Consider the following 24,248-nt stretch of genomic DNA (forward strand, 5'->3'; position numbering starts at 1 on the left):
CACATAGCGCTCAACATGAGCAGTGGTAGGAGCAGCAACAAGAAGATCTTGAACCGAATCGACCGGTTTCTCGAACCCATGGCCACTCCTGCAGTGCTGGAGGCTCGCGCCGCATTTATGGGGAAATGCACCTCCGGAAGATCGCACAGAAGGCTAGCACCGATACAGTTCTGGCGCAGTGGAGGATCTGATGATTACTGTGATCACCGGGGCGAGTGCCGGAATCGGTGCAGCGTCCGCCCTTGATCTCGCCCGGCAGGGGCACCAACTTGTGCTCGTGGGGCGGAACCCGGAGAAGCTCGGCGCGGTCACGCGGCGTGTCGAGGCGATCACGGGAACGCCCCCGGACACGTTCACGGCGGACTTCGCGTCCCTCGACGAGGTCCGCGGGCTCGCCGCCGGGCTCCTCGACCGGTACGAGCGGATCGACGTCCTGGTGAACAACGCGGGCGTGATGAGCCCCGACCGCCGCACGACCGGGGACGGCCACGAACTGATGATCCAGGTGAACCACCTGGCGCCGTTCCTGCTGACGAACCTGCTGGCCGACCGGCTGAAGGAGTCCTCCGCCCGGATCGTCACCACCTCCTCGCGGGCCGCGCGGACCGGCCGCCTCGACCCCTCCGACCTCGACCGTGAGCGGCGGCGCTGGAGCGGCTGGCTGCAGTACGGCGACTCCAAGCAGGCGAACGCGCTGTTCACGGTCTCCCTGGCCGAGCGCGGGTTCGCGGCCACCTGTCTCCATCCGGGCGTGCTGCGGACCGAGTTCGCCGCCGGCACCTTCTTCATGAAGCTCGTCATGCTCGTGCCGGGCATGGGCGAGGCGCCCGAGGCCGGCGGGGCGAGGATCGCGCACCTCGCCGCCCATCCCGACGGCGTCACCCACGCGGGCCGGTTCTTCGCCAGGAACAGGCCGGCGGACGTGCCGGAGCGGATGCGCGACGCGGCGCTCGCCACGGCTCTGTGGGACGCCAGCCTCGCGGCCACCGGCCTTCCGGCGGCCGCCTGAGAGCCGCCCGGCCCCGCTCGCTCAGGGGGCCGGTCGCGGTCCGCCCGGGTCTCAGAGGACTCCCAGCAACTGTTCCGGGAATGTTCGTCCGGCGTTGGAGCCGAGGGCACCGGGCGGTGACTAAGGTCCGGCTCCGTGACCGCGACCGTTCCCGCCCCCGCCCTCCCGTCCGGTACGGCTGCCGCCCGCGACCCCCTGCTGGACAACGCCAAGTACCTCGCCATCCTCCTGGTGGTCTCCGGCCACCTGATCGAGGACCTCCGGGACGTGCCCGCGGCGCACGCGCTCTACTTCTTCGTCTATTTGTTCCATATGCCGCTGTTTATTGTTATCAGCGGCTATTTGTCCCGTAATTTCACGTTTTCGGCTGGTAAGGCGAGGAAGCTCATCACCGGCCTGGCGGTGCCGTACGTGATCTTCGAGGTCGCCTACTCCCTGCCCCGCTACTTCCTGTACGGCAAGCTGGAGATCAGCCTCCTCGACCCGTACTACCTGACGTGGTTCCTGATGTCGCTCTTCCTGTGGCGGCTGTCCACGCCCGTGTGGCAGCAGCTGCGCTGGCCGCTGACGGTCGCCGTCGCCCTGTCGCTGCTGTCCGGGACGAGCGCGCTGCCCGACGAGCTGTCGATGAACCGCACGTTCGGCCTGCTGCCGTTCTACGTGCTCGGGCTGATGCTGCGTCCCGAGCACCTCGACCTGCTGCGCCGCGGATGGGCGCGGATCACGGGCGCCGTGATCCTGGCCGGTGGTCTCGTCGTGGCGTTCCTCGTCCACTACGACGTGCCGACCGAGTGGATCCGCTGGCGGCACGCCAACCACCAGATCGGGGTCGGCGACGTGACCGGCACGCTGATCCGGCTGGCCATGCTGGCGGCCGGCGCCCTCCTCGTGGCCGCGTTCCTGGCGATCACGCCGAGCCGCCGGACCTGGTTCAGCGGCCTCGGGGGGGCCACGATGTACGCCTACCTCCTGCACGGCTTCGCCGTGAAGGTCGCCGAGCGCTTCCACTCCTCGCTCGTGAACCCCGTGGGCGTGGCCGCCATGATCGTCTTCGGTGTCGTGCTGGCCACCGTCCTGTGCACGCCGCCGGTCCGCAGGCTGTTCAAGTGGGCGGTGGAACCCGACATCTCGTGGGCCTTCACCAGGCTCCGCCGGCCCGGGGGCCGTCCCGGGGAGCGGGGAAGCGGACGGACCGATGGCCAGGAGGCGCCCCACTCGCCGCGGCACGCCGTCAAGGCGTGACGCCGGAAACGGCGTACCCAGGGAAGGGAATAACCGGAACGTTTCCCAAGAACCGTCCGTTGTCGGGGTGAAGGCGAATGCGCGGCCGTGCGGCGGCGGGTGACGGTTTCGTTTCCGCACCTGTCGTCAATCGGCGCCACGGGGTAACGTGCGCTTTCGCGGTGAAGTGAAACGACGGGGTGACACGGGTGGTCGGCAGGCAGGGCAGAGTCACGGGGAAGATAGGCCCCGGCCTTGTCGGCGAGGTGATGGTGGCCATCCGCGGGGGTGTCGAGGCGTTCTACGCCTATCCGAGCGTGCCTGACGAGGAGATTCCGGTCGGATCGATCGTCATCGTCGTGGAGTTTTCACCGCCGCGCACGCTCTACGTCGCCCGCGCGGTCGTCTGACTCCTCTCCCCCCACTGCGGAGGCACGCATGCCCACGGAGATCGTGGTCCTGGGTGGCGCGATAGTCGTCGCCCTCATCGTCCTCATCCTGGTGTTCAAGGCCGTCTGGCGGGTGGCCGAGCCCAACGAGGCGCTCATCATCTCGGGCCTCGGCGCCCACACGAAGAACGAGCTGGCCGACAGCCTTGGGTTCAAGATCGTGACCGGCAAGGGCACGGCCGTCCTGCCCGGCTTCCAGAACGCCCGCCGGCTGCGGCTCGACAGCCGCGCGACCAACCTCCAGGTCTCCTGCGTCACGCAGCAGGGCATCCCGGTTCAGGTGCGCGGCGTCGTCATCTACAAGGTGGGCGACGACTTCGCCAGCATCGCCAACGCCGCCCGCCGCTTCCTCGACCAGCAGGACTCGATGAACGGCGCGATCCACGAGCTGTTCACCGGCCACCTGCGCTCGATCATCGGCAACCTGACGGTGGAGGACCTCATCCTCAACCGCGAGCGGCTGACGAGCGAGACGCGCAGCTCGGCCGCCGACGAGATGAGCAAGCTCGGCCTGGTCGTCGACTCCCTGCAGATCCAGGAGATCGACGACGAGACCGGCTACATCACCAACCTGGGCAAGCCGCACGCGGCGAAGATCGCGGCGTCCGCCCGCATCGCCGAGGCGCAGCGCGACCAGGAGGCGACCGAGGCCGAGCAGGTGGCGGCCGCGAACAAGGCCGCGGCCTGGCGCGACGCCCAGATCAAGCAGGCCTCCTACCAGGCCGAGATCGACGAGGCGCAGGCGCGGTCCCGGCAGGCCGGCCCGCTGTCTGAGGCGTCCGCCCGCCAGGAGGTCGTCGTCCAGGAGACCCGGGCGGCCGAACTGGAGGCCCAGCTTGCCGAGCAGCGGCTGCAGTCGCAGGTCCGCAAGCCCGCCGACGCCAAGGCGTACGAGACCGTCACGCTCTCGCAGGCCGAGCGCGACGCCCGCATCGCGCAGGCCGAGGCCGAGGCGCGGGAGACCGAGCTGCGGGCCGTGGCGCAGGCGTCTCAGGTGAAGCAGGCCGCGGCGGCGGACGCCGAGTCGGTCCGCGTGCGTGGTGAGGCGGCGGCCGCGGCGACCAGGGCGACCGGTCTCGCCGAGGCGGAGGCGTCCCAGGCCCGGGGCCTCGCCGAGGCGGAGGCGGCCAAGGCGCGCGGCCTGGCGGAGGCCGAGGCGATCCGGGCGCGCTCGCAGGCGCTGGCGGAGAACCAGGAGGCGGTCATCGCCCAGCAGCTCGCGGAGAACTGGCCGCAGATCGTGGAGGCGGGCGCGAAGGCGTTCGGCAACGTGGACCACATGGTCGTGCTGAACGGCGCCCAGGGCGTCGAGGAGATGCTCGCCAAGGCCCTCACGCTGGGCGGCGCCGGCCTCGGCCTGGCCCGCTCCCTGCTGTCGGGCGGCGCCGCCGGCAACGGCGCCCCGGCGAGCGTCAACGGCGCCGAGCCGAAGTCCCTCAGCGAGTCCTGACGCGCCGTCCCGGGCGTCCCGCTGTCAGGCGTCCTGACCGGCCGTCCCGCCGGAGAAGAGCCGGCGGAGGCGGCCGGGCGGGTGCCCGAGCTCCGCGCGCACGGTCCGGGTGAGGTGCGCCTGGTCGGCGAAGCCGAGAGCGGCGGCGAGGGCGGCGAGGTCGCCCTCGCCCTGCTCGATGCGGGCGAGGGCGCGGCTCACCCGGACGCGGTTGCGGTAGCGGCTGACCGTCATGCCGACGTGCCGGCGGAAGGTCCGGCTCAGGTGGGACGGCGACACCCCGAGCGCCTCCGCCAGCCGTACCAGGTCGGCCGCGTCGGGGTCGTCCTCCAGGATGGCCTCGCGGGCCCGGTCGGCCAGGTCGCCGCGGGCGGAGCCCGGTTCGCCCGGCGGGCGGACGGCCGCCGCGAGCGCGTGAACCAGCCGTTCGGCCGGGTCCGCGGCGTCCTCGCCGGTCCGCAGGAGCATCCGGTGGGCGAGCTCCACGCGGCCGTCCACGGCGACCGAGGGGCCCGGCGCGTCGTCCGCGACCACGGCCTGCCAGAGCGAGGGGCGCACCTGGATGAACGTGCACACGTCCCCTCCGGAGGGGTGCGCGAACGCGTACTCGCGTCCCGGCGCCTGCACGTAGCCCGTGGTGGGATCGGCCACCACGCGATGGCCGTCGCTGCGCACCCGGAACATCCCCCGGTGCACGAGCACGATGCCGTTCGTCGCGCCCTCCTCGGGCGCCGACCAGGCGTGATGCCGAGCCGTGCAGGAGACCACCCGGACGGAGAAGTCCGGCGTCTCCACGACCGCCCTCCACGTGCGCACCGATCCACTCTACGGGCAAGAATCTTCAAGACCCGGGCCTCCGGCACGGCGGAGCCTGGTGCCCATGACGATCTCGACGACCCGGCCGGGCACGGTCCTCACCGTGCTGCTCGCCGGGCAGACGATGGCATCGATGGACGGCTCGATCGTCACGGTGGCGCTGCCGTCGATACGGCGCGACCTGCAGGCGGGTGCGCCCGTCCTGCAACTGGTCCCCTCGGCGTACCTGCTGACGCTCGGGGTCCTCGTCGTGACCGGCGCCCGCCTGGGCGACCTGCTCGGCCACCGGCGGGCGTTCCTCTCGGGGCTGGCGGCGTTCACCGCGTCGTCCCTGCTGTGCGGTCTCGCGCCGGCCGCGCCGGTGCTGGTGGCGGCCCGCGTCGCGCAGGCGGCCGGCGCGGCGCTGATGATGCCGCAGGTCTTCTCGCTGATCCAGCTCCGCTTCGACGGGGCGGCCCGCAAGCGGGCCATCGGCCTCTACTCGATGGTGCTCGCCCTGGGCGTCGCCCTCGGCCAGCTGGCCGGCGGCGTGCTGGTCGCCGCCGACCTGTTCGGGCTGGGCTGGCGACCGATCTTCCTGGTCAACGTTCCGGTGGGCGCCGTCCTGGTGGCCGTGGGCCCGCGCGTCCTGCCCGAGGGACGGCGGGTGGCGCGGCGGCTCGACCTCGGCGGCGTCGCGCTGCTCACCGCGGCCATGGCCGCCCTGGTCGTCCCGCTGATCTTCGGCGGGCAGCACGGCTGGCCGTTGTGGGCCTGGGCCTCGCTGTGCGGCGGCCCGGTGCTGCTGGCGCTGTTCGCGGGGTTCGAGGGCCGGGTGGCCCGCGCGGGAGGCGTGCCGCTGCTCGACCTCGCCGTGCTGCGGCCGCCCGGCGTGCGGCCCGCGCTGCTCACCTGCTGCGCGGTGATGGGCTGCTACACCGCGTTCCTGTTCACGCTGACCCTGCACCTCCAGGGCGACCTCGGGTTCGGCGCGCTCGCCGCCGGGCTCGCCTTCCTGCCGTACACGGCCGGCTTCGCCGCGCTGAGCCTGACATGGGCGCGGCTGCCCGAACGGGCGCAGTCGGCCCTCCCGGTCGCGGGGCCCGCCGTCTTCGCCGGCGTCGTCCTGGTCGTGGCCGGGTTCGCGGGAGCCGTCCCCGGGGCCGGGTGGCCGGCGGGGCTCGGCACGCCCCTGCTGTTCCTGGCGGGCGCCGGGCACGCCGCGGGCTACAGCCCCCTGATGGCGCAGGTGGCCGCGGTCGTGGGCCCGGACCGGGCCTCGGCGCTGTCCGCGCTGAACTCGACCGGCCCCGTTCTGGCGTCGGTCGGCGCGGTCGCCGGGCTCGGCGGCCTCTACCTGGCCGCCGGAGCCGGGCCGGCGCTGGCCGTCGTCGCCGCCCTGCTCGCCGCCGGGGCGCTGAGCGCCGCCGTCGCCCGTACGGCGTTGCGCCGCCGCGCTCCCGTCGAGGAGCACGCCGCCGCCGGATGACGCGCGGCTCAGTCGAAGGACAGTTCCCTCGTACGGCGGGGCATGAGCAGCAGCGCGCCGACGCTGAGCACGGCGACCACCACGAGGACCAGGAAGACGTTGTGCACCGCGTCGTACAGGGCCGAGCGGACGAACGCGGCCACGGCCGGCTGGGCCGGCGCCTGCCCGTTCAGCACGGTGTCGGTGGCGTCGACGCTGGCGGGCAGATGCCCGGCCACCCCGGCGGGCGGCCGGGAGAAGCGGCCGGACAGTGTGGCGTTGGACACGGCTCCGAGGATCGCCGCGCCGAGGGCGCTGCCGATCGAGCGGCAGAACATGTTGGTCCCCGTGACGACGCCCCGGCGCTCCCAGCCCACGACGGACTGCACGGCCACCATGGTCGGGCTCGCCGACAGGCCGAGGCCGACGCCGACGACGAAGCACGCCGCGGCCACCTCCCACAGCTCGGAGCCGCGGCCGAGCAGGGCGCACAGCACGGTGCCCGCCACGACCACCACCGTGCCGATCAGCGCGGTGTCGCGGAAGCCGAGGCGCATGTAGACCCGTCCCGACAGGGCGGCCGCGATCGGCCAGCCGAGCGTGAGCGCCGCAAGGGCGAACCCGGCGACCAGCGCGCCCGTGCCGAGCACCCCCTGCGCGTACGTCGGGACGTAGGAGGTGAAGCCGATGAGCAGGGCGCCGACGCCGAGCCCGACGAGGTTGCCGCCGGTCAGCGTGCGGCGGCTGAACACCCACAGCGGGAGGACGGGCTCGGCCGCTCGGCGCTCCACGAGCACGAAGGCGGCCACCAGCACGACGCCCGCCCCGAAGATGAGGAGGCTGACGGGGGACGCCCACTCCCAGGCCACCCCGCCCTCCAGGAGGCCGAGGATGAGCAGCGACGACCCGGCGGTGAGGAGGGCGGCGCCGAGGTAGTCGATGGTGTGCGAGCCGCCGGCCACCTTCTCCTTGAACCGGCGGGCCAGCGTCCACGCCGCCAGCGCGCCCAGCGGCAGGTTGACGAAGAAGATCCAGCGCCAGGAGACGTACTCGGAGAAGAGGCCGCCCAGGGTCGGGCCGACCACCGAGGAGATGCCCCAGACGCTCGCGATGTAGCCCTGCACGCGGGCCCGCTCCTCGACCGAGTAGAGGTCGCCGACCATCGTGATGCTCATCGGCTGCACGGCCCCCGCGCCGATGCCCTGGAGCGCCCGGAAGCCGATCAGCGCGCCCATGCTCCAGGCGGCGCCGCACAGCGCGGAGCCGAGGAGGAACACGGCGATGCCGACGAACATGACCGGCTTGCGGCCGAAGACGTCGGCGAGCTTGCCGTAGATGGGCACGGTGACCGCCTGCGTGAGCAGGTAGATGGAGAACAGCCACGGGAACTGCGAGAAGCCCCCGAGGTCCCCGACGACGGACGGGACGGCCGTCGCGATGATCGTGCTGTCCAGCGCGACCAGGCCGGTGCAGAGCATGATGGCGGCGAGCACCGGACCGCGTTCCGACCTGAGACCCACTCCCGTCCGCGTCGTTGCCGTGGTCACGCCCTACCCCCGTCGTCCGGTCACGCATCAGATCGGACCGCGGGCGGCGGTCCCAGCAGTTCGCAACCGGCACGCCATCCCGATAATTCCGATATCTCCCAATGGGAGGTTATCGGTCAGATGAGGACGTGCGCCTCCGGGTTCCCGGCGAAGCAGAACTGGGCGTTGCGGGTGAGCTTGTAGTCGGCGGCCTGCCAGGTGTGGGCGGTCGCGTCGGAGCCGCGCATGTAGACGAAGTTGAAGCGGTCGGCCGAGTAGATCCGCACGCCCTCCTCCTTGCAGCGCCGCACCAGCCGCGTGTCCTCGCCCGCGTTGACCGCCTCGAACGGCATCGAGCGCAGCAGATCGGCCCGGGCGACGATGGTGGCGCCCTGGATGAGGTGGGCGTACCGGTGCTCCAGGCCGGGCAGGCGGAAGACCGTGACGTCCTGGTCGGGGAAGTAGGTGTAGTGGGCGCCCTTGCCGACCATCTCGGCGTCGGCGTAGTCGAACGCCCGGATCAGGTCAGACAGGTAGTGCTCGCCGTACAGGTTGTCGTCGTCCATCTTGGAGATGAGCTCGCCGTCGGCGTGCGCGATGCCGTGGTTGAGCACCTCGCCGAGCGTCCACGAGGGGTCGGCCGTCAGCACCTTGACGGCCGGGATGCCCGCGGCCAGCGCCTTGTCCCTGACGACGCCCGGGTCCTCCGACAGGCCGTGCAGCACCAGCACGAGCTCCAGGTTGCGGTGCCGCTGGCGGGCCACCTGGCTGATCGCGTGCTCCAGTTGCCCGGCCCGGTTGGTGGGCAGCACCACCGAGACGGACGGCGTGCGCGAGGCCGCCGGGCGCCCGAGGTCGGCGAGGATCTGGTCCACCCGGTGCGAGAACAGGTGCCTGTCGAACACCTCCCGCATCGCGAGGTGGGCCTGGCGGGCCCGCAGCTCGGGGCTGTTGATGAGGTACAGCGCCCGGTTGTAGGCCTCCTCCTGCGAGTGGGCCACCGGGATGAGCGGGCCGAACGTCTCCTCGATGGCCCGCGACCAGCCCGACAGCACGGTGGTCGAGCAGGCCGACAGCTCGAACACCCGCCGGGCGCACATCGTCGGGGAGTCGATGACCGAGTTGACGTTCAGGAAGACCTTGTACATCTTGTACGCGGCCAGCATCTGCTCGTATGGCAGCTCGCCCACGATGTGGGGGCGGTACTCCTCGGGCCAGGCGTACTTGTCGTCCACTGTGCCGTTGCGGGCGAAGATGTGCAGGCCAAGCTCGCGTGTGGGCGCGAGGACCGTCTCCATCTGCTCGCGCCGCTCGGGGTGCTTGTCCCGGAAGTACATGCCCGCGAAGACGATGTCGTACGGCCGGCCCTGCTTGGTCTGGATCGGGTTGTGGATCCGGGGCTGGGCCGCGAACTGCAGCACGCCGACGCGATCATGTCCCAGGACTTCACGATATTTCGGGATCATGTCGCCGTCGCACGTGTACACGTAGTCGAACAGCTTGGCCGTGTCGATGAAGAAGTCGAAGTTGGGCGGGTCCTCCTTGTTCCAGAAGACCGTGGGGATGCCCTCCTCGTTGCACCAGGCGATGAGGTCGCGGAGCTCCTGCTTGGGTGCCTTGGTCCCGGTCATCTGGTAGCGCCAGCGGCCCTGGTTGCCGTGCCAGGCCGACTCGCAGAACAGCATCTCCGGCCGTTTGTCGGCGAAGACCTCGCGCCAGTCGTTCAGGCCGAACTCGATCTGGTCCCACTCGTACCGGAACGCCATCCGGGAGAAGTCGTCCAGGATGACGGCGACCCGCAGGTCGGGCCGGACCACCGGCCCGTCCGGCCACTGCAGCGACGGGATCCTCACCTCGGGGCCCCGGGCATCGGCCAGCTTGGCGGCCTCGGTCACCGGCAGGGGCGGCTTGGGGCTCTTGCGCTCCTTCATCGCCTTGCCGAGGTCGCGCGGCAGCTTGACGATCTTCGCGGGCCGCCCGGCGCCGGTGAGCGCCTGCGCGACCCGGTACGGTCGCTGCGTCTGGGTGGCCTTGAGCTTCCAGACGGCGTAGTCGGCCCGGGCCTCCTCGATCGCGAGCTTCTTCTCCAGCTCGCGGATCCGCTGCTCGTAGCGCTCGACGAGCTTGCGCTCCTCGGGCAGCCAGTTCGCCGGGCCCAGGCGCTGGAAGCGCGGGCCTTCCGAGGTCTCAGGAGTCTCGTCGCTCTCAGCCATGCCTCTCCCCCTTACGGACAAGCCATCGTAAAGGGGCTGCAAGGACCTTTGTGCCGATATAGGGGTTTCAATGGGCTGGGCCGGCGGGATCGCTCGTGGCGAGGGTGGTCAGCACCGAGCGGAAGCGCTCGACGAGGGGATTCCCGTCGTTCGTCCGCCAGACCATGTGGAGGGTCGTGGAGGTGCCCTCCAGAGGGCGGGCGCGGACGCCGACGCGGCGGAGCGCGCGATGGGAGTCCGACATCACGGCCGCGCCGAACCCGGCCGCGACCAGGGCCAGCACCGTCTGCACGCTCCGGCCCTCCGCACCGATACGAGGTGTCACGCCGGCGTGGTCGCACAATGCGATGATCTCGTCGTAGGAGTGCGGGGAGACCTCCCGCGGCCACACGACGAGCGGCACCTGGCCGAGCGCGGTCAGGGGCGCGGCGCCGGCCCCGTGCGCCAGCGGATGCGCCGCGGGCAGGAACAGGCTGAGCGGCTCGCGCCACCAGGAGCGCGCCACCAGACGCGGGTCACGGGTGGGCAGGCGCTGGACGGCGATGTCGAAGCGGCCGTCCAGGACGCCGCCCGACATCTCGGCGTCGTTGAAGCTCTCCACCAGGCGCAGCTCGACGCGGGGCATCTCCCGGCGCAACCGGCCGAGCGCGCCGCCCAGAGGGCCGTTGATCCCCGAGCCGGCGAACGTCACCGTCAGCCGTCCGGCCAGCCCCTCGGCCGCCAGCCGGACGTCGTCCAGCGCGGCCCGCGCCTCGGCCAGGACCGTGGTGGCCCGGGCGACCAGCGCACGGCCCGCCGACGTGGGGACCATCCCCCTGCCCTCGCGTTCGAACAGCGGTGTCCCGAGCCGCCGTTCCAGCTCGTGCACCTGCCGGCTGAGCGTCGGCTGCGTCAGGTGCAGGCGCCGCGCCGCCGCGCTGATGCTCCCCTCCTCGCAGATCGCCACCACGTACTCGAGCAGTCTCAGGTTCATCCATACCTCCGAGGCATAGGAGATGCAGATTTCCACGCCTGCGGAGCGGGACAGGAGGCGGGAGGGGCGAGGCTGGTCGCAGCAGGGCCGCCGCCCAGGCAGCCCGGACCGACCGGATGGAGAACCGATGAACCGCGAAGAGCGCTACGCGTACGGCCTCAAGGTGCTGGACGAGGTCGACGGCGAGGCCGGGCAGCGTGTCGTCGCGTCCCTCGCCGACGTCTCGCCCGAGCTCGGCCACCAGGTGGTGGCGTGGGCGTTCGGCGACATGTACGCCCGCCCCGAGCTGTCACCGCGGGACCGGCAGCTCGTCACCCTCGGCGTCCTGACGGCCCTCGGGGGCTGCGAGATCGAGCTCGACGTGCACCTCAACGCCGCGCTGAACGTGGGCCTCACCGCCACCGAGATCGCCGAGGCACTCCTGCACTCGGCGGTCTACGCGGGCATGCCGAGGGCGATCAACGCCACGCTGGTGGCGAAGAAGGTCTTCGCCGAACGCGGTCTTCCCCCCGTCCAGAACCTGTCCTGACTAGCGCAGGGCGCCCTTGGCGGCGGGGGAGAGGTTGTCGCCGCGGAGCCAGGCCTCGATGACGCGGGCGATCCTCGGGCCCGCCGCGCCGTCCCACAGCGGCGGCAGGTCGCCGCTCGGCGTCGCGGCGCCGTCCGCGAGTGCCTTGGACGCCGCCGGCAGCGAGGCCGGGGTCACCAGGCGGTTGGTCCCGTGGGTCACCGTGATGGGCCGCTCGGTGTTCTGCCGCACGGTCAGGCAGGGGACGCCCAGCACGGTCGTCTCCTCCTGCACGCCGCCGGAGTCGGTGACGACCAGCGCCGCGCCCCGCACCAGCGACAGGAAGTCCACGTACCCGAGCGGGTCGACGATCTTCAGGTTCTCCCGGTCCACCAGCCCGGCCTCGGCGAGCCGCTGCCGCCCGCGCGGGTGCAGCGGGACGACCACCGGCACCTGCTCGGCCACGCCGAGCACCGCGTCAACCAGCTCGCGCGCCGCCTCGGGGTCGTCCACGTTGGCCGGCCGGTGCAGGGTGGCCACCGCGTACCTGCCGGGGACTCCCAGCCGCTCCCGCACCGGCGCGGGGTCGAGCTTCGGCAGCGCGGCGAACAGGCTGTCGATCATGGGGTTGCCCACGAGGTGGACCCGGGCGGGGTCGACGCCCTCGTTGGCGAGGTGCGACAGCGCCTCCGGCGAGGTGGCGAACAGCATGTCGGCCAGCGCGTCGGTGACGACCCGGTTGACCTCCTCCGGCATCTCCCGGTCGAACGAGCGCAGCCCCGCCTCCACGTGCGCGGTCGGCACGTGGAGCTTCGCGCACACGAGGATGGCCGCCAGCGTGGAGTTCACGTCGCCGTACACGACGACGAGCGCCGGACGGTGCTCCTGCACGATGTCCTCGAGCCCGACGAGCAGCGCCGCGGTCTGCCGGGCGTGGGATCCGGAGCCGACGCCGAGGTTGGCCAGCGGCTCGGGCAGGCCCAGGTCGGCGAAGAACACGTCGGACATCAGCGCGTCGTAGTGCTGGCCGGTGTGGATGATGCCCTGCCGGACTCCGAGCGCGGCCAGCCCGTTCACGACGGGAGCCGCCTTGACGAAGTTGGGCCGGGCGCCCAGCACGTGCAGGACGAGGGGGTTGTCCCTCATTGACCTCGCCTTTCATACGGACCTGGGGCAAACGTTGCCTATGGTACGGTCACGCCGTGGAATCCGAGGCCAACAAGCCCGCAGAGGCCGTGCCCGCGAACGGCGGCCCGGCACCGGCCACCGGGATCGCCGCCGCGTCGGCCAAGGCCGGACTCGGCCGCTTCCTCCGGGGATTCGCGAGGAACCCCGTCCTCGTCTCCCGGATCTTCGTCAGCAAGGTGAAGTCGGATCCCGTCCGGGTGGCCCAGGCCGCCGCCGACGCGATGCCGGCCCGCGTGCGCCCGCTCGTCGGGAGGGTCGCCTGGCCCGCGGCGCGGTACGTCAAGGTCACCACGCGCCGGATCATCCGGCGGATGGCCGACGGGCCGCTGGAGGAGGCGAAGGTCCACTTCGAGGCCGGCCGGATGTCGCAGGCCGTCAAGGTGCTGCGGCCCCACCAGCGGTGGCCCTTCATCCGCCGCAGGATCGCCTACTACGAGGGCGAGATGGCCGCCATCGGGGCCGACCCGATACCGCCGAAGCCGAAGGTCATCATGGGCGAGCGCGTGCAGGGCCGGGTGCTCCACATGGTCACCAACGCGCTGCCGTACACGCAGGCGGGGTACACGGTCCGCACCCATCGGATCGTCACGGCGCAGAAGGCGGCCGGGCTCGACCCCCACGTGGTGACGAGCTGGGGCTGGCCCATGCTGCAGGGCCACACCGACGCCGAGCCGTACGAGGAGATCGACGGCGTCCCGTACTACCGGCTGCTGCCGAAGGGCGACGTGCCGTTCGAGAGCCGGGGACGGATGATCCGCGGCGCGGCCGACGTGTCCGAGCTGGTCCGGACCCTCCGCCCGCAGGTGCTGCACGCCGCGACCGACCACAGGAACGGCTCGGTCGCGCTCGCCGTGCGGGAGCGGACGAACACGCCGTTCGTGTACGAGGTGCGCGGCTTCCTCGAGGAGACCTGGACCTCGCGGGACCCCAAGCGCATCGGCAGCGAGCGCCACCTCATGCAGCGTGAGCGCGAGGCCCACATCATGCGCGAGGCCGACGCCGTCGTGACGCTGGCCGAGACCATGGCCGCCGAGATCGTCGAGCGCGGCGTGCCGCGCGAGCGCATCTTCCTCGCGCCCAACGCCGTCGACGACACGCTTCTCACCGCCGACTACGACGGCGCGGCGTTCCGGGAGCGGTACGGCATCGCCCCCGGCGAGATCGTGGTCGGATCGGTGTCGAGCATCGTCGGCTACGAGGGCTTCGCCACGCTGCTCGGCGCGGCCGCCCAGCTCAAGGACGCCAAGACGCCGGTCCGGGTGCTGATCGTGGGCGACGGCGCCGAACGGCCCGCCCTGCTGGAGCAGGTCGAACGGCTGGGGATCGGCGACGTCGCGATCCTGCCCGGGCGCGTGGGGCCCGACGAGGCGCTGCAGGCCCAGGCCGCCCTCGACATCTTCGTCTGCCCGCGTGAGGACCTGCGCGTCTGCCGGCTCGTGACGCCGCTGAAGCCGGTCGAGGCGATGGCGCTCGGCAAGCCGGTCGTCCTGAGCGACCTGCCGGCGCTCTCGGAGCTCGTGGGCGGCGAGGGGGCCGGGCTCCTGGTCCCCGCCGGCGACCCGGCCGCGCTCGCCAAGGCGCTCGCCGCGCTGCGGGACGATCCGGAGCGCCGCAGGACCATGGGCGAGGCGGGCAAGGCGGAGGTCGCCGCCCACCGCACGTGGAGCAGTCTTGCCCGTACCTATCAGGAAATCTACCGGTCCCTGACCTAAGGTCGCCCATACGCACATTGGAGGATCCTGTGCATCAGGCATCCTTGGTGCCGAGTTGAGATAGCCTTTGCCACCATGAAGTGTTGTTTCCGCCCTCAGGTCATGCCGTGACCGCCTTCGATCTCACGATCATCGGGCTGGGGTACGTGGGCATGCCGCTGGCCAAGGAGGCCACGGCGGCAGGTCTGCGGGTGGCTGGTCTGGACGTCGATCCCCGCAAGGTCGAGGCGCTGAACGCCGGTCAGTCGTACATCGACGACCTGACCGACGCCGATCTCGACGCCATGCTGTCCGGCGGCTTCACCGCCACGCTGGACGCCTCCGTGCTGGCTTCGTCGGCCACGATCGTCATCTGCGTGCCGACCCCGCTCGACGAGGACCACCGGCCGGACCTGTCCGCCGTCGAGGGCGCGACCAGAGCCGTCGCCGAGCACATGCGGCCGGGGACGCTGGTCGTGCTGGAATCCACCACCTGGCCCGGCACGACCGACGAACTGGTGCGGCCGATCCTTGAGGGGTCGGGCCTGACGGCCGGTGAGGACTTCCACCTCGCGTTCTCGCCGGAGCGGATCGACCCGGGCAACCCCAAGTACGGCCTGCGCAACACGCCGAAGGTCGTGGGCGGATACACGGCAGCCTGCAAGGAGCGGGCGGCGGCCTTCTACGCCCGGTTCGTCGAGCGGGTCGTGCCGGTCAGCGGCACGCGCGAGGCGGAGATGGCGAAGCTGCTGGAGAACACCTACCGGCACGTCAACATCGCCCTCGTCAACGAGATGGCGATCTTCTGCGACGAGCTCGGGGTGAACCTGTGGGAGGCCATCGAGGCGGCCTCCACCAAGCCGTTCGGATTCCAGAAGTTCCTGCCGGGCCCGGGCGTCGGCGGCCACTGCATCCCGGTCGACCCGTCGTACCTGTCGTACACGGTCCGCAAGCTGGGCTACCCGTTCCGCTTCGTGGAGCTGGCCCAGGAGATCAACGAGCGGATGCCGTCGTACGTCGTGGCCCGCGTGCAGCGGCTGCTCAACCGGGCCCGCAAGCCCGTCAACGGCTCCCGGGTGCTGCTGCTGGGCGTCACGTACAAGCCGGACATCGCCGACGAGCGTGAGACGCCCGCGATTCCGCTCGCCGAGGCCCTGCTGGAGCTCGGCGCCGAGCTGTCGTTCTGCGACCCGTACGTCAAGGAGTGGTCGGTCGAGGGCCGGTCGGTCCCCCGCGAGGAGGACCTGGCGGCCGCGGTGGCCGGCGCCGACGTCACCGTGCTGCTTCAGCAACACTCCGCGTTCGACCTGGACGTGGTGGAGGAACGGGCCTCGCTCGTGCTGGACACCCGGGGCGTGCTGGCGACGAGCGATCGCGTCGAGCGGTTGTAGGAAGGGTCCCGCGCGTGCACGTGCTCGTCATGACGGTGGTCCACCACCCGGAGGACGCCCGGATCCTGCACCGGCAGATCCGGGCGCTCGTCGACGCCGGTCATGAGGTCACGTATGCCGCGCCGTACACCGCCCGGGGGGTCGTCCCCCGGTCGTGGGTGACGGGGGTGGACCTGCCGCGAGCCGCCGAACGCCGGCGGTTCGCGGCTGTACGGGCCGCGCGGAGGCTGTTCAAGAGCATGCGCGGCAAGGTGGACCTCGTGCTGGTCCACGACCCCGAGCTGCTGTTCGCGGTGGCGGGGGTGCGCGGGCGCCCGCCCGTGGTGTGGGACGTCCACGAGGACACCCCCGCGACGCTGTCGCTCAAGCCGTGGCTGCCGTCGTTCCTCCGGCCGCCGATGCGGTTCCTCGCCCGGCTGATGGAGGGGACGGCCGAGCGGCACCTGCACCTGCTGCTGGCCGAGGCGGCCTACGCGGGCCGGTTCCGCCAGGCCCACCTGGTCGTGCCGAACGAGACCTGGGTGCCCGACAGCGTCAGCCAGCCCGGCGACGACCGGGTGGTCTACCTCGGCTGGCTGTCGGAGGCCCGCGGCGTCCACGAGGCCGTCGAGGTCGCCCGGCTGCTGCAGCCCCATCGGGTGGCCGTCGAGCTCATCGGATACGCCGACCCGCAGAGCCGCCCGCTGCTCAACGAGGCCGTCGCCGACGGCGTGCTGGAGTGGCGGGACTTCATGCCGAACGACGAGGCGCTCAAGCGGCTCGACGGGGCGCTCGCGGGGCTGTCCCTGCTGCACGACGAGCCCAACTACCGCCACTCGATGCCCACGAAGATCGTGGAGTACATGGCCCACGGCATCCCGGTCATCACCACGCCGTCCCCCCGGGCCGTGGAGCTCGTGGAGCGTTACCAGTGCGGCATCGTGGTGCCCTGGAACGACCCGAAGGCGGTCGCCGAGGCCGTCCTGCGGCTCAGGGACAACGCCTTCGAGCGGCGCGGCACCGGCGGCCGGGGCTACGCCGCGGCGCGCGCCAACCACCACTGGCCGAACTCGGCCCGCCGCTTCGTCTCCCAGCTCGAGTCCTGGGCGGGCGTCAAGAGCTGAACTCCAGCTGAACACGCCGGTTTTATGCGGTATGTCCATGAACGACGGGCGGTAGTGTCCTGAACGTGCGCTGGCTCACTCTGATCCTCGGTGTGGCGATCCTCGCGGGCGTCGCATCGGTGGTGATCGTCCTGCGTGACGGGACGCCCCGATCCGGAACGGTCAACGCGGGACTGACGTCACCGGCCACACCCCCCAGCGCGCGCCCCTCGAAGAGCGCGTTCACCGACCCCTGTGGCACGTTCGACACGGTCGCGACGACGCCGTACGCGGTGAGCGGCTACTGGCTCATCCCCACGGCCGACCCCTGCACCTGGCGCACCCAGCTCGAGGCCATCCACCGGCTCGGCGGCGACACGGTCGTGCGGCTCGGCTTCGGCCTGTCGCCCCGCCAGGTGGACGACGAGGGCCGGGTCCTGGAGAAGATCGACGACAAGGACCCGCAGAAGGACCTCAAGCCCGACGGCCGGTTCGAGGCCTGTCAGGAGAACGGCCTCACCTGCGTCCAGGCGGCCGAGAAGGACCTCAAGGCCGCCAACCCCGGCAACCGGATCACCTGGACGTACACGTACCGGACCGACGAGCAGTACGGCCCGGGCATCTTCCGCTGCCCGCAGATGGAGCACAAGATCGTCGTGGGTGACGACGTCTTCTACCGGCTAGTCGCCCCCGACGACGGCTCGGACGACCCCACCTGCGACTTCTCCTCCAAGTCCCGCGGCTACCACCTGATCCTGGTGTCCGCAGGGACGCAGGACAGCCTCAGCCAGCTTCTCGACCTGGGCGACCGGTTCGGCATCAAGGTCTTCCCCGCGCTGCCGCTCGCACCCCGCGACCCGACCGAGCCCACCCGCGCCGACCCCCGGCACATCGGCACGCTCACCACGCTCACCCGCCGCATCGTGCAGGACTACGGCGACCGCTTCCAGGGCCGGCAGTCGCTCGGCGGCGTCTACCAGCCGTTCGAGCTGCAGATCCGGGACTGGCCCGACCCGAGCAAGGTGCAGACGCTCCAGGTGTACGCCGAGCAGCACCGCATCGTGGAGCAGGAGCTCCCCGGCAAGCCCATCCTCGTCAGCCCGTACATCGACAGCCGCCGGCGGCTCAAGTACACCTCCACGCCCGCCCAGGTGGCCCGCGGGTTCAAGGCGCTGGCCGAGACCGGTGTGGGCATCATCGCCCCCCAGGACGGCCGGGGCACCGGCAAGGTGGGGCTGTACTGGCCCAACCTGAAGAACGAGCCGGTGGACGACCGGCTCAAGCCCGTCGTGGGCGAGAGCACGTACGCCACGGCCTATTACGGCTCCACCCGGGACTACTACCGGGCCATGTCCCAGGCGCGGGAGGAGCTGTCCCAGGAGGGCGTCCAGGTGGAGCTGTGGGCCAACGTGGAGGCCTTCGAGCCGTCCGCGACGGACACGTGCGGCCGCCAGGGCACCCGCGGCCGTACGGACAAGGGGCGGCTCGACACGCAGGTGGCGCTCGCCGCGCCATACGTCTCGAAGATCATCTCCTACATGTGGAGCGACTTCTTCACCTGCGGCTCCCCGTCGCTCTCCGAGGAGATCGCGGCCGACTGGAACCGGCCCATCGCGGCGGAGGCGCAGCGGGTGAAGCGCCAGATCCAGGACGGCCTGGAGGTGCGCGGCTACCACCTGGGCGACGCCAAGGTCACGCTGAGCTGGCAGGGGCTGGACACCCCCCGGGTGGTCGACTCGGCCACGGTCGGCTGGCACGACCCCGCCCAGATCCCCGGGCTGCCCGCCGGCGCCGAGCGCATCTGGATCCCGGTGGACTGGACGACCGTGCCCGCCGGCGTCTGGGTGCGGGTGGACGTCACCTCTCCCGACGGCCGCAGGTCGGCGGAGCCCATCTACTACCACAACAGCGTGTAGCGTGCCTAGCGTGATCCCGCGCATACCCGTCAGCGTGGATCTGGTCGTGCTCACCGTCAGGTCCCAGCAGCTCAGCGCGCTGGTGTGGCGCCGCGACCGGCCCCCGTACGAGGGCCGGTGGGCGCTGTCCGGCGGGTTCATCAAGCTGGAGGAGGACCTGCCCGCCGCCGCCGCCCGCGTCCTGGCGGAACGGGCCGGCCTGCCGGGGGCGCCGGTGCACCTCGAACAGCTGCAGACCTACGGCTACCCCGACCGCGACCCCCGCCAGCGGGTGGTCAGCGTGGCCTACCTCGGGCTCGCCCCCGACCTGCCGGCGTCCACCGAGGCGCACATGAGCTGGCAGCCGGTCGCGGAGCTGACCGAGATGGCCTTCGACCACCGGCGCATCATGCTGGACGGCGTCGAGCGGGCGCGGGCCAAGCTGGAGTACACCTCCCTGGGCGCCGCCTTCTGCCCGCCCGAGTTCACGGTGGCGGAGCTGCGGCGGGTCTACGAGATCGTGTGGGGCCGCCCGCTCGACCCGCGCAACTTCCACCGCAAGGTCACCAAGACCGAGGGGTTCCTCGTGCAGACGGGCCGGACGACCACCCGGGACGGCGGCCGGCCGGCCATGCTCCACCGCCGCGGCCCCGCTGTGCTCCTCCACCCGCCGATGCTCCGGATTTAGTTCGTCCCCGACGATCTGTACGGATATATTCCGGCATATGCTCGCAGCGGCCACACGCATTTCGGATGCGCCGGCCAAATCCGCTGAATCCCCCCGGCTTCGCGTGCTCGACCTGCTGAGGTTCTGCGCGGCCATCTCGGTGGTCTTCTTCCATTTCGGCGAAACGCGCGCGTGGGGAACGCCCAACGCCTTTCCCGCGCTGAGCGCCGTCACGATGTTCGGCGTGTACGGGGTGCGCCTTTTCTTCCTCATCAGCGGCTTCGTCATCCTGATGAGCGCGTGGGGCCGCGGGCCGGGCGAGTTCGCGGCGTCCCGGATCGCCCGGCTCTACCCGGCGTACTGGGCGAGCGTGCTCCTGCTGGGCGCGCTCGGGGTGGCCGGGCTGGTCACCGACCACCGGCCGACGTTCGCGGAGCTGCTGGCGAACCTCACGATGCTCCAGCACGGGCTGCGGGTGCGCGACCTGGAGATCGTGTACTGGACGCTCTGGCAGGAGCTGGTGTTCTACGCCCTCATCGCCTGCTTCGCCGCGATGGGGATCACCTATCGCCGCTGCCTGGCGTTCATGGGGGCGTGGGTGTTCCTGCTGGCGATCGCCGAGCGGGTGGACGCCGACCTGCTGCAGGCGGTGCTCGTGCCGTTCAGCGCGCCGTACTTCATCGCCGGGATGGCGCTGTTCCTCATCCACCGGTTCGGCGGGTCGCTGTTCCCCTGGCTGTTCGTGGCCGCCGGCTGGGCGCTCGCGCTGGTCCAGGTGCTGGGGGAGAACCCGCCGGCCGTCGCGCGGTTCGGCGTGCCCCTCGGCTCGGCCCTCGTCGTCGCCGTGATCTCGCTGCTGTTCCTCGTGATGGTGCTGGTGGCCCTGGGCGTGCTCGACGGGCTCGACTGGCGGTGGCTCACGGCGCTGGGCGCGCTCACCTACCCGCTCTATCTGTTCCACCACCACCTGGGGTTCCTGCTCATCGGCGTGCTGCGGCTGCCGCTGGGCAACCGGCTCGCGCTCCCCGTCGTGGTGGCCGCCGTGCTCGCCGTCGCGTACGCCGTGCACCGGCTGGTCGAGCGGCCGCTGCAGTCGCGGCTGCGCGCGGCGCTCGACCGTTCGCTCGTCGCCGACGTGGCCTACTTGCCGCGCGGCGGGTAGATCTCGCCGCCCTTGAGCTGCCGGCCCTGCAGCAGGGTGGTGATCGTCACGAACCTGTAGCCCTGCTTCTCCAGCGTCGTCAGCACGCCCGGCATCGCCTTGACCGTCTCGGGGACGATGTCGTGCAGCAGGATCACGCCGTTCCGCTTGGCCAGGGCGAGCGTGCGCTTGGCGATCACCTTCGTGTTCCTGGCCTGCCAGTCGAGGGTGGAGCCCGTCCACAGGATCTGCGGCAGGCCGAGCTGGGCCATGAGCGCGCCCACCCGGGAGTTGGTCGCGCCGCTCGGAGGCCGCATCATCGTGGGCGCCTTGCCGATCGTCTCCCTGATGATGTCGGTGGTGCTGCTGACCGTGCTCAGGACCTCCTCGTCCGACAGCGTGGTGAGCACCTCGTGGTCCCAGGTGTGGTTGCCGATGTCGTGGCCCTCGGCGACGATGCGCCGCGTCAGCTCGGGACGGTTGGCCACCTTGCGGCCCAGCACGAAGAACGTCGCCTTGGCCTTGTGCTTCTTCAGCGTGTCGAGAAGCGCCGGCGTGTACGGCCAGGGACCGTCGTCGAAGGTCAGGGCGATGCACTTGTGCCGCGCGCAGTACGGCTTCGGCTTCGTGCCGGTCTTCGCCGCCGTTCCCGCCGAGGCGGCCGCCGGCTGTGCCGAGGCGGCGGCCGTCCCCGCCGAGCCGCCGGCCGCCGCGGGGACCGCCGCCGTCTGCGCCTGCGCCGCCCCCGGGACGGCGAACATCCCGGCCGCGCTCGCGCCGGCGATGACAACCCTGATCTTGCGCCACATGCCGCCGAATCCTAGTGAAAACGGCGCACTCGCGGGCAAACGGTAAGGGACAGCTGGGGTTGCGACCGGGTGAGGAGTGTCTCCTAAGGTAAGGACATGCCTCGATTCCGTTCCATCCTCGACACCGTGCCGGCCTACAAGCCGGGCAAGGCCGTGGTCGCGCCGGACGGCCGGTCGTACAAGCTGTCCTCCAACGAGAGCCCCTACGAGCCGCTGCCGTCGGTCGTGGAGGCCGTGGCGCGGGCGGCGGGGGAGATCAACCGCTACCCCGACCCGGGCGCCGTGCGGCTCATCGAGGCGCTCGCCGCGAAGTACGGCGTGCCGGAGGAGCACGTGGCCGTGGGCGCGGGGTCGGTGGCGGTGACCCAGCAGCTCCTGGAGGCCGTCGGCGAGCCCGGCGCCGAGGTGCTGTACGCGTGGCGGGCCTTCGAGGCGTACCCGCTGCTGACCGCTCTCGCCGGGGCCACCGCGGTCGAGGTGCCGCTGGTGGACGAGACGCACGATCTCGAGGCGATGGCCGACGCGGTGACGCCGCTGACCCGGCTGGTCCTGGTGTGCAACCCGAACAACCCGACCGGCACGGCCAACCGGAGGGCCGAGATCGAGCGTTTCCTCGACCGCGTGCCCGGCGACGTGCTCGTCGTGCTCGATGAGGCCTACCGGGAGTACGTCAGGGACGCCGACGTGCCCGACGGCCTCGCGTTCTACCGCGAGCGGCCCAATGTGGCGGTGCTGCGGACGTTCTCCAAGGCGTACGGCCTGGCGGGGCTGCGGGTGGGCTACCTGATCGGGCATGAGCCGGTGGCCGCCGCCGTCCGCAAGACCCTGCTGCCGTTCGCGGTGAACCACCTCGCCCAGATCGCCGCGGTGGCGTCCCTGCAGGCCGAGGACGAGCTGCTGGAGCGTGTCGAGACGGTCGTGAAGGAGCGCACCCGGGTCCGCGAGGCGCTGCTGTCCCAGGGCTGGCAGGTGCCGCCGACCGAGGCCAACTTCGTCTGGCTGCGGCTGGGCGACCGGACGGTGGAGTTCGCCGAGGCGTGCGCCGGTGTGGGCGTGGCCGTGCGGCCGTTCCCCGGCGAGGGCGCCCGCGTCTCGATCGGCGACCCCGAGTCGAACGACGCGTTCCTGGCCGCCGCCGAGGCCTTCCGCGGCCGCTGAACCGTCAGGGGCGGCGCCCGGTCTCGAGCGCCGCCTCCCCGGGCTCCGTCTCGGGCGCCGGCCTTGCGCGCTCGGTCGAGACGACCAGCGCCACCCCGACGACGATGAGCGCCCCGGCGACGATCATCGCCGTGGTGACGTCCTCGCCCAGCACGATCACGCCGAGGACCACGGCCACCACCGGGTTCACGTACGCGTAGGTGGACACCAGCGAGATCGGCGCGTTCCCGAGCAGCCACACGTACGACGTGAACGCCACGAGCGACCCGAACAGCACCAGGTAGGCCACCGCGGCCCAGGAGCTCGCGCTCACGGCCGTCAGGTGCACCCGCTCGCCCGTGCACAGGGCGAGGAGCAGCATGCCGGCGCCGCCCGCGGCCATCTCGATCGCGCTCGCCGCGAACGGGTCCTCCGGCATGGCGATGCGTGGCGAGATGAACGACCCGAGCGACCACGCCAGCGACGCGAGCAGGACGGCTCCGATCCCGACGCCGCTGGCCGACGCGCCGCCGCCGAGGGTGAGCCCGGCCACGCCGGCGAAGCCGACGAGCACCCCGGCCAGCGTCAGCACGTGCGGCCGGTCCCTGACGACCGTGCGGAACACGACGAGCCACAGCGGCACCGAGGCCACGAGCAGCGCGGCGAGGCCGCTGGAGATGTGCTGCTCGGCCACGCCCACCAGGCCGTTGCCGGCCGTGAGGAGCAGCAGCCCGACCAGGGCGGCGCCGCCGCACTGGCGGGCGGTCACCCGGAAGGGCGCGGTCCCCCTGCGCAGCAGCAGGACCGCGCCGAGCACCAGGGCCGCCGCGACGAACCGGAGACCGCCGCTGATCAGCGGGGGAAGGGTCTCGATGGCGAACTTGATGGCGAGGTACGTCGAGCCCCACACGACGTACACCGCGGCGAGCGCCAGCCAGACCCTGATGTCACGACCGTTCCGTCCCATGGGTCATGACATTATCTCCCGCCTCCGCGGCGGCCGTCACCGGTTCAGCTTCTCCACGATGAGCCGGTAGAGCTGCCGGGGACGGCCCGGCTGCGGGGTCCGGTTCGGCGGGAGCGGCCACGCGAGTCCCTCGTCAACCAGCGTGCGCAGCAACCTCCGAGCCGTGCGGGGGGTGACGCCGAGCATCTTGCCGGCCCCCTCCGCGTCCACCACCGTGTCCCCGCCCTCCAGCTTGGCCGCCAGGCGCGCCAGGACCTCCACGCCCTTGGGCTTGACCGGCCCGCCGGCCTGGGGCGGCATCCGGGGCGGCGGGACCAGCGCCCTGCCCTCCCGGTCGACCGCGAAGCCCTGCGGCTGCTTTCCGGCCTGGCTGCGCGCCAGCGCGCCCCTGGCGTGCGTCTCGGCCTCGTGGGTGGTGCGGCCCATGCCCACGCCCACCTCCACCGCGAGGCCCAGCTCCTCCCGGATGCGCGCGGCGAACGGAAGCACGCGGAAGCCGTCCGTGGCCGCCGCGATCGACCCCTTCGTCGCCACCACCAGGTAGCTGTGGTCGTCGATCGGCCACACGCTCGCGTTGATGCGGTTGGCCTCCTGCACCAGCAGCCGGTGCAGCGACAGCCGCAGCTCGTCGCGCCAGTAGCGGGGCGCCGCCCGCCGTACCGGCTCCC

The 24,248-nt window shown here is 71.9% G+C and carries 20 protein-coding genes and 1 pseudogene; 13 read left to right on the forward strand and 8 right to left on the reverse strand.

The features are described from left to right. Positions 1-190 precede the first annotated feature (190 nt). The 4 genes from Mco01_RS20940 (at position 191) to Mco01_RS20955 (ending at position 4,129) form a co-directional block, all read left to right on the forward strand. Positions 191-1,009, forward strand: coding sequence for an SDR family NAD(P)-dependent oxidoreductase (locus tag Mco01_RS20940; protein WP_204058592.1), 819 nt, complete (start codon positions 191-193; stop codon positions 1,007-1,009). 135 nt (positions 1,010-1,144) lie between these two features. After that, positions 1,145-2,251 carry an acyltransferase family protein gene (locus Mco01_RS20945; RefSeq protein ID WP_204058593.1) on the forward strand — a complete coding sequence of 369 codons (1,107 nt, stop codon included), beginning with the start codon at positions 1,145-1,147 and terminating at the stop codon, positions 2,249-2,251. A gap of 188 nt (positions 2,252-2,439) precedes the next feature. Further along, on the forward strand, positions 2,440-2,640 hold the full coding sequence (locus Mco01_RS20950; RefSeq protein ID WP_204058594.1) for an NfeD C-terminal domain-containing protein: 201 nt from the start codon (positions 2,440-2,442) through the stop codon (positions 2,638-2,640). Between the two features lie 28 nt (positions 2,641-2,668). Then, positions 2,669-4,129: a flotillin family protein gene (locus tag Mco01_RS20955; RefSeq protein ID WP_204058595.1), complete on the forward strand. Its 1,461-nt coding sequence runs from the start codon at positions 2,669-2,671 to the stop codon at positions 4,127-4,129. A 24-nt stretch (positions 4,130-4,153) separates the two neighbouring features. Here Mco01_RS20955 and Mco01_RS20960 read toward each other — a convergent pair whose 3' ends face one another. Continuing rightward, positions 4,154-4,945 carry a helix-turn-helix domain-containing protein gene (locus Mco01_RS20960; RefSeq protein WP_204058596.1) on the reverse strand — a complete coding sequence of 264 codons (792 nt, stop codon included), beginning with the start codon at positions 4,943-4,945 and terminating at the stop codon, positions 4,154-4,156. A 64-nt stretch (positions 4,946-5,009) separates the two neighbouring features. Here Mco01_RS20960 and Mco01_RS20965 point away from each other — a divergent pair, with 64 nt between their 5' ends. After that, positions 5,010-6,413 carry an MFS transporter gene (locus tag Mco01_RS20965; RefSeq protein ID WP_204058597.1) on the forward strand — a complete coding sequence of 468 codons (1,404 nt, stop codon included), beginning with the start codon at positions 5,010-5,012 and terminating at the stop codon, positions 6,411-6,413. Between the two features lie 8 nt (positions 6,414-6,421). On the opposite strand, the gene Mco01_RS20970 is transcribed toward Mco01_RS20965, so the two are convergent. From Mco01_RS20970 to Mco01_RS20980, 3 genes are all read right to left on the reverse strand, one after another. Further along, on the reverse strand, positions 6,422-7,939 hold the full coding sequence (locus Mco01_RS20970) for an MDR family MFS transporter (protein WP_239103778.1): 1,518 nt from the start codon (positions 7,937-7,939) through the stop codon (positions 6,422-6,424). 116 nt (positions 7,940-8,055) lie between these two features. Then, positions 8,056-10,131 (reverse strand): glycosyltransferase family protein, encoded by a 2,076-nt coding sequence (locus Mco01_RS20975; RefSeq protein ID WP_204058598.1) that lies wholly within the window; start codon positions 10,129-10,131, stop codon positions 8,056-8,058. 67 nt (positions 10,132-10,198) lie between these two features. Next, complete coding sequence (locus Mco01_RS20980) at positions 10,199-11,104, reverse strand: LysR family transcriptional regulator (RefSeq protein ID WP_204058599.1); 906 nt, start codon at positions 11,102-11,104, stop codon at positions 10,199-10,201. 127 nt (positions 11,105-11,231) lie between these two features. Between Mco01_RS20980 and Mco01_RS20985 the strand changes: the two genes are divergently transcribed. Then, positions 11,232-11,633, forward strand: coding sequence for a carboxymuconolactone decarboxylase family protein (locus tag Mco01_RS20985; RefSeq protein WP_204058600.1), 402 nt, complete (start codon positions 11,232-11,234; stop codon positions 11,631-11,633). On the opposite strand, the gene wecB is transcribed toward Mco01_RS20985, so the two are convergent. Beyond that, the gene (gene wecB / locus Mco01_RS20990) at positions 11,634-12,758 is read right to left on the reverse strand and encodes a non-hydrolyzing UDP-N-acetylglucosamine 2-epimerase (RefSeq protein ID WP_204058601.1); all 1,125 of its coding nucleotides are present in this window, start codon (positions 12,756-12,758) and stop codon (positions 11,634-11,636) included. Positions 12,759-12,814: 56 nt separating this feature from the next. Between wecB and Mco01_RS20995 the strand changes: the two genes are divergently transcribed. The 6 genes from Mco01_RS20995 to Mco01_RS21020 all read left to right on the forward strand — a co-directional run bounded on the left by Mco01_RS20995 (position 12,815) and on the right by Mco01_RS21020 (position 20,688). Then, the gene (locus Mco01_RS20995; protein WP_239103779.1) at positions 12,815-14,512 is read left to right on the forward strand and encodes a glycosyltransferase family 4 protein; all 1,698 of its coding nucleotides are present in this window, start codon (positions 12,815-12,817) and stop codon (positions 14,510-14,512) included. A 107-nt stretch (positions 14,513-14,619) separates the two neighbouring features. Next, the gene (locus tag Mco01_RS21000) at positions 14,620-15,882 is read left to right on the forward strand and encodes a nucleotide sugar dehydrogenase (protein ID WP_036325125.1); all 1,263 of its coding nucleotides are present in this window, start codon (positions 14,620-14,622) and stop codon (positions 15,880-15,882) included. 14 nt (positions 15,883-15,896) lie between these two features. After that, complete coding sequence (locus Mco01_RS21005) at positions 15,897-16,985, forward strand: glycosyltransferase (RefSeq protein ID WP_204058602.1); 1,089 nt, start codon at positions 15,897-15,899, stop codon at positions 16,983-16,985. 65 nt (positions 16,986-17,050) lie between these two features. After that, entirely contained in the window at positions 17,051-18,880 is a 1,830-nt protein-coding gene (locus tag Mco01_RS21010; RefSeq protein ID WP_204058603.1) for a DUF4434 domain-containing protein, read from the forward strand. 10 nt (positions 18,881-18,890) lie between these two features. Then, complete coding sequence (locus tag Mco01_RS21015) at positions 18,891-19,547, forward strand: NUDIX hydrolase (protein ID WP_036325128.1); 657 nt, start codon at positions 18,891-18,893, stop codon at positions 19,545-19,547. A 103-nt stretch (positions 19,548-19,650) separates the two neighbouring features. Beyond that, complete coding sequence (locus Mco01_RS21020) at positions 19,651-20,688, forward strand: acyltransferase family protein (protein ID WP_204058604.1); 1,038 nt, start codon at positions 19,651-19,653, stop codon at positions 20,686-20,688. Here the strand turns inward: Mco01_RS21020 and Mco01_RS21025 are convergent. Continuing rightward, complete coding sequence (locus tag Mco01_RS21025) at positions 20,667-21,476, reverse strand: polysaccharide deacetylase family protein (RefSeq protein WP_204058605.1); 810 nt, start codon at positions 21,474-21,476, stop codon at positions 20,667-20,669. The two genes, Mco01_RS21020 and Mco01_RS21025, sit on opposite strands and share 22 nt — an antisense overlap. A 96-nt stretch (positions 21,477-21,572) precedes the next feature. Here Mco01_RS21025 and hisC point away from each other — a divergent pair, with 96 nt between their 5' ends. Beyond that, positions 21,573-22,634 carry a histidinol-phosphate transaminase gene (gene hisC / locus Mco01_RS21030; RefSeq protein WP_204058606.1) on the forward strand — a complete coding sequence of 354 codons (1,062 nt, stop codon included), beginning with the start codon at positions 21,573-21,575 and terminating at the stop codon, positions 22,632-22,634. A gap of 4 nt (positions 22,635-22,638) precedes the next feature. On the opposite strand, the gene Mco01_RS21035 is transcribed toward hisC, so the two are convergent. Then, a complete protein-coding gene (locus Mco01_RS21035) occupies positions 22,639-23,580 on the reverse strand; it encodes an EamA family transporter (protein WP_204058607.1) in 942 nt (313 codons plus the stop codon). Between the two features lie 36 nt (positions 23,581-23,616). Beyond that, positions 23,617-24,248, reverse strand: a pseudogene (locus Mco01_RS21040) (transcriptional regulator); the annotation flags it as partial.

It is taken from the genome of Microbispora corallina, assembly GCF_016863035.1.
Classification (GTDB): domain Bacteria; phylum Actinomycetota; class Actinomycetes; order Streptosporangiales; family Streptosporangiaceae; genus Microbispora; species Microbispora corallina.

Excerpts from the sequence above, each read along its gene's own strand:
- Mco01_RS20940 (WP_204058592.1), top strand. The coding sequence starts at position 191 with ATGATTACTGTGATCACCGGGGCGAGTGCCGGAATCGGTGCAGCGTCC.
- Mco01_RS20955 (WP_204058595.1), top strand. The coding sequence starts at position 2,669 with ATGCCCACGGAGATCGTGGTCCTGGGTGGCGCGATAGTCGTCGCCCTC.
- Mco01_RS20965 (WP_204058597.1), top strand. The coding sequence starts at position 5,010 with ATGACGATCTCGACGACCCGGCCGGGCACGGTCCTCACCGTGCTGCTC.
- Mco01_RS20975 (WP_204058598.1), bottom strand. The coding sequence starts at position 10,131 with ATGGCTGAGAGCGACGAGACTCCTGAGACCTCGGAAGGCCCGCGCTTC.
- Mco01_RS20980 (WP_204058599.1), bottom strand. The coding sequence starts at position 11,104 with ATGAACCTGAGACTGCTCGAGTACGTGGTGGCGATCTGCGAGGAGGGG.
- Mco01_RS20985 (WP_204058600.1), top strand. The coding sequence starts at position 11,232 with ATGAACCGCGAAGAGCGCTACGCGTACGGCCTCAAGGTGCTGGACGAG.
- wecB (WP_204058601.1), bottom strand. The coding sequence starts at position 12,758 with ATGAGGGACAACCCCCTCGTCCTGCACGTGCTGGGCGCCCGGCCCAAC.
- Mco01_RS21025 (WP_204058605.1), bottom strand. The coding sequence starts at position 21,476 with ATGTGGCGCAAGATCAGGGTTGTCATCGCCGGCGCGAGCGCGGCCGGG.
- hisC (WP_204058606.1), top strand. The coding sequence starts at position 21,573 with ATGCCTCGATTCCGTTCCATCCTCGACACCGTGCCGGCCTACAAGCCG.
- Mco01_RS21035 (WP_204058607.1), bottom strand. The coding sequence starts at position 23,580 with ATGGGACGGAACGGTCGTGACATCAGGGTCTGGCTGGCGCTCGCCGCG.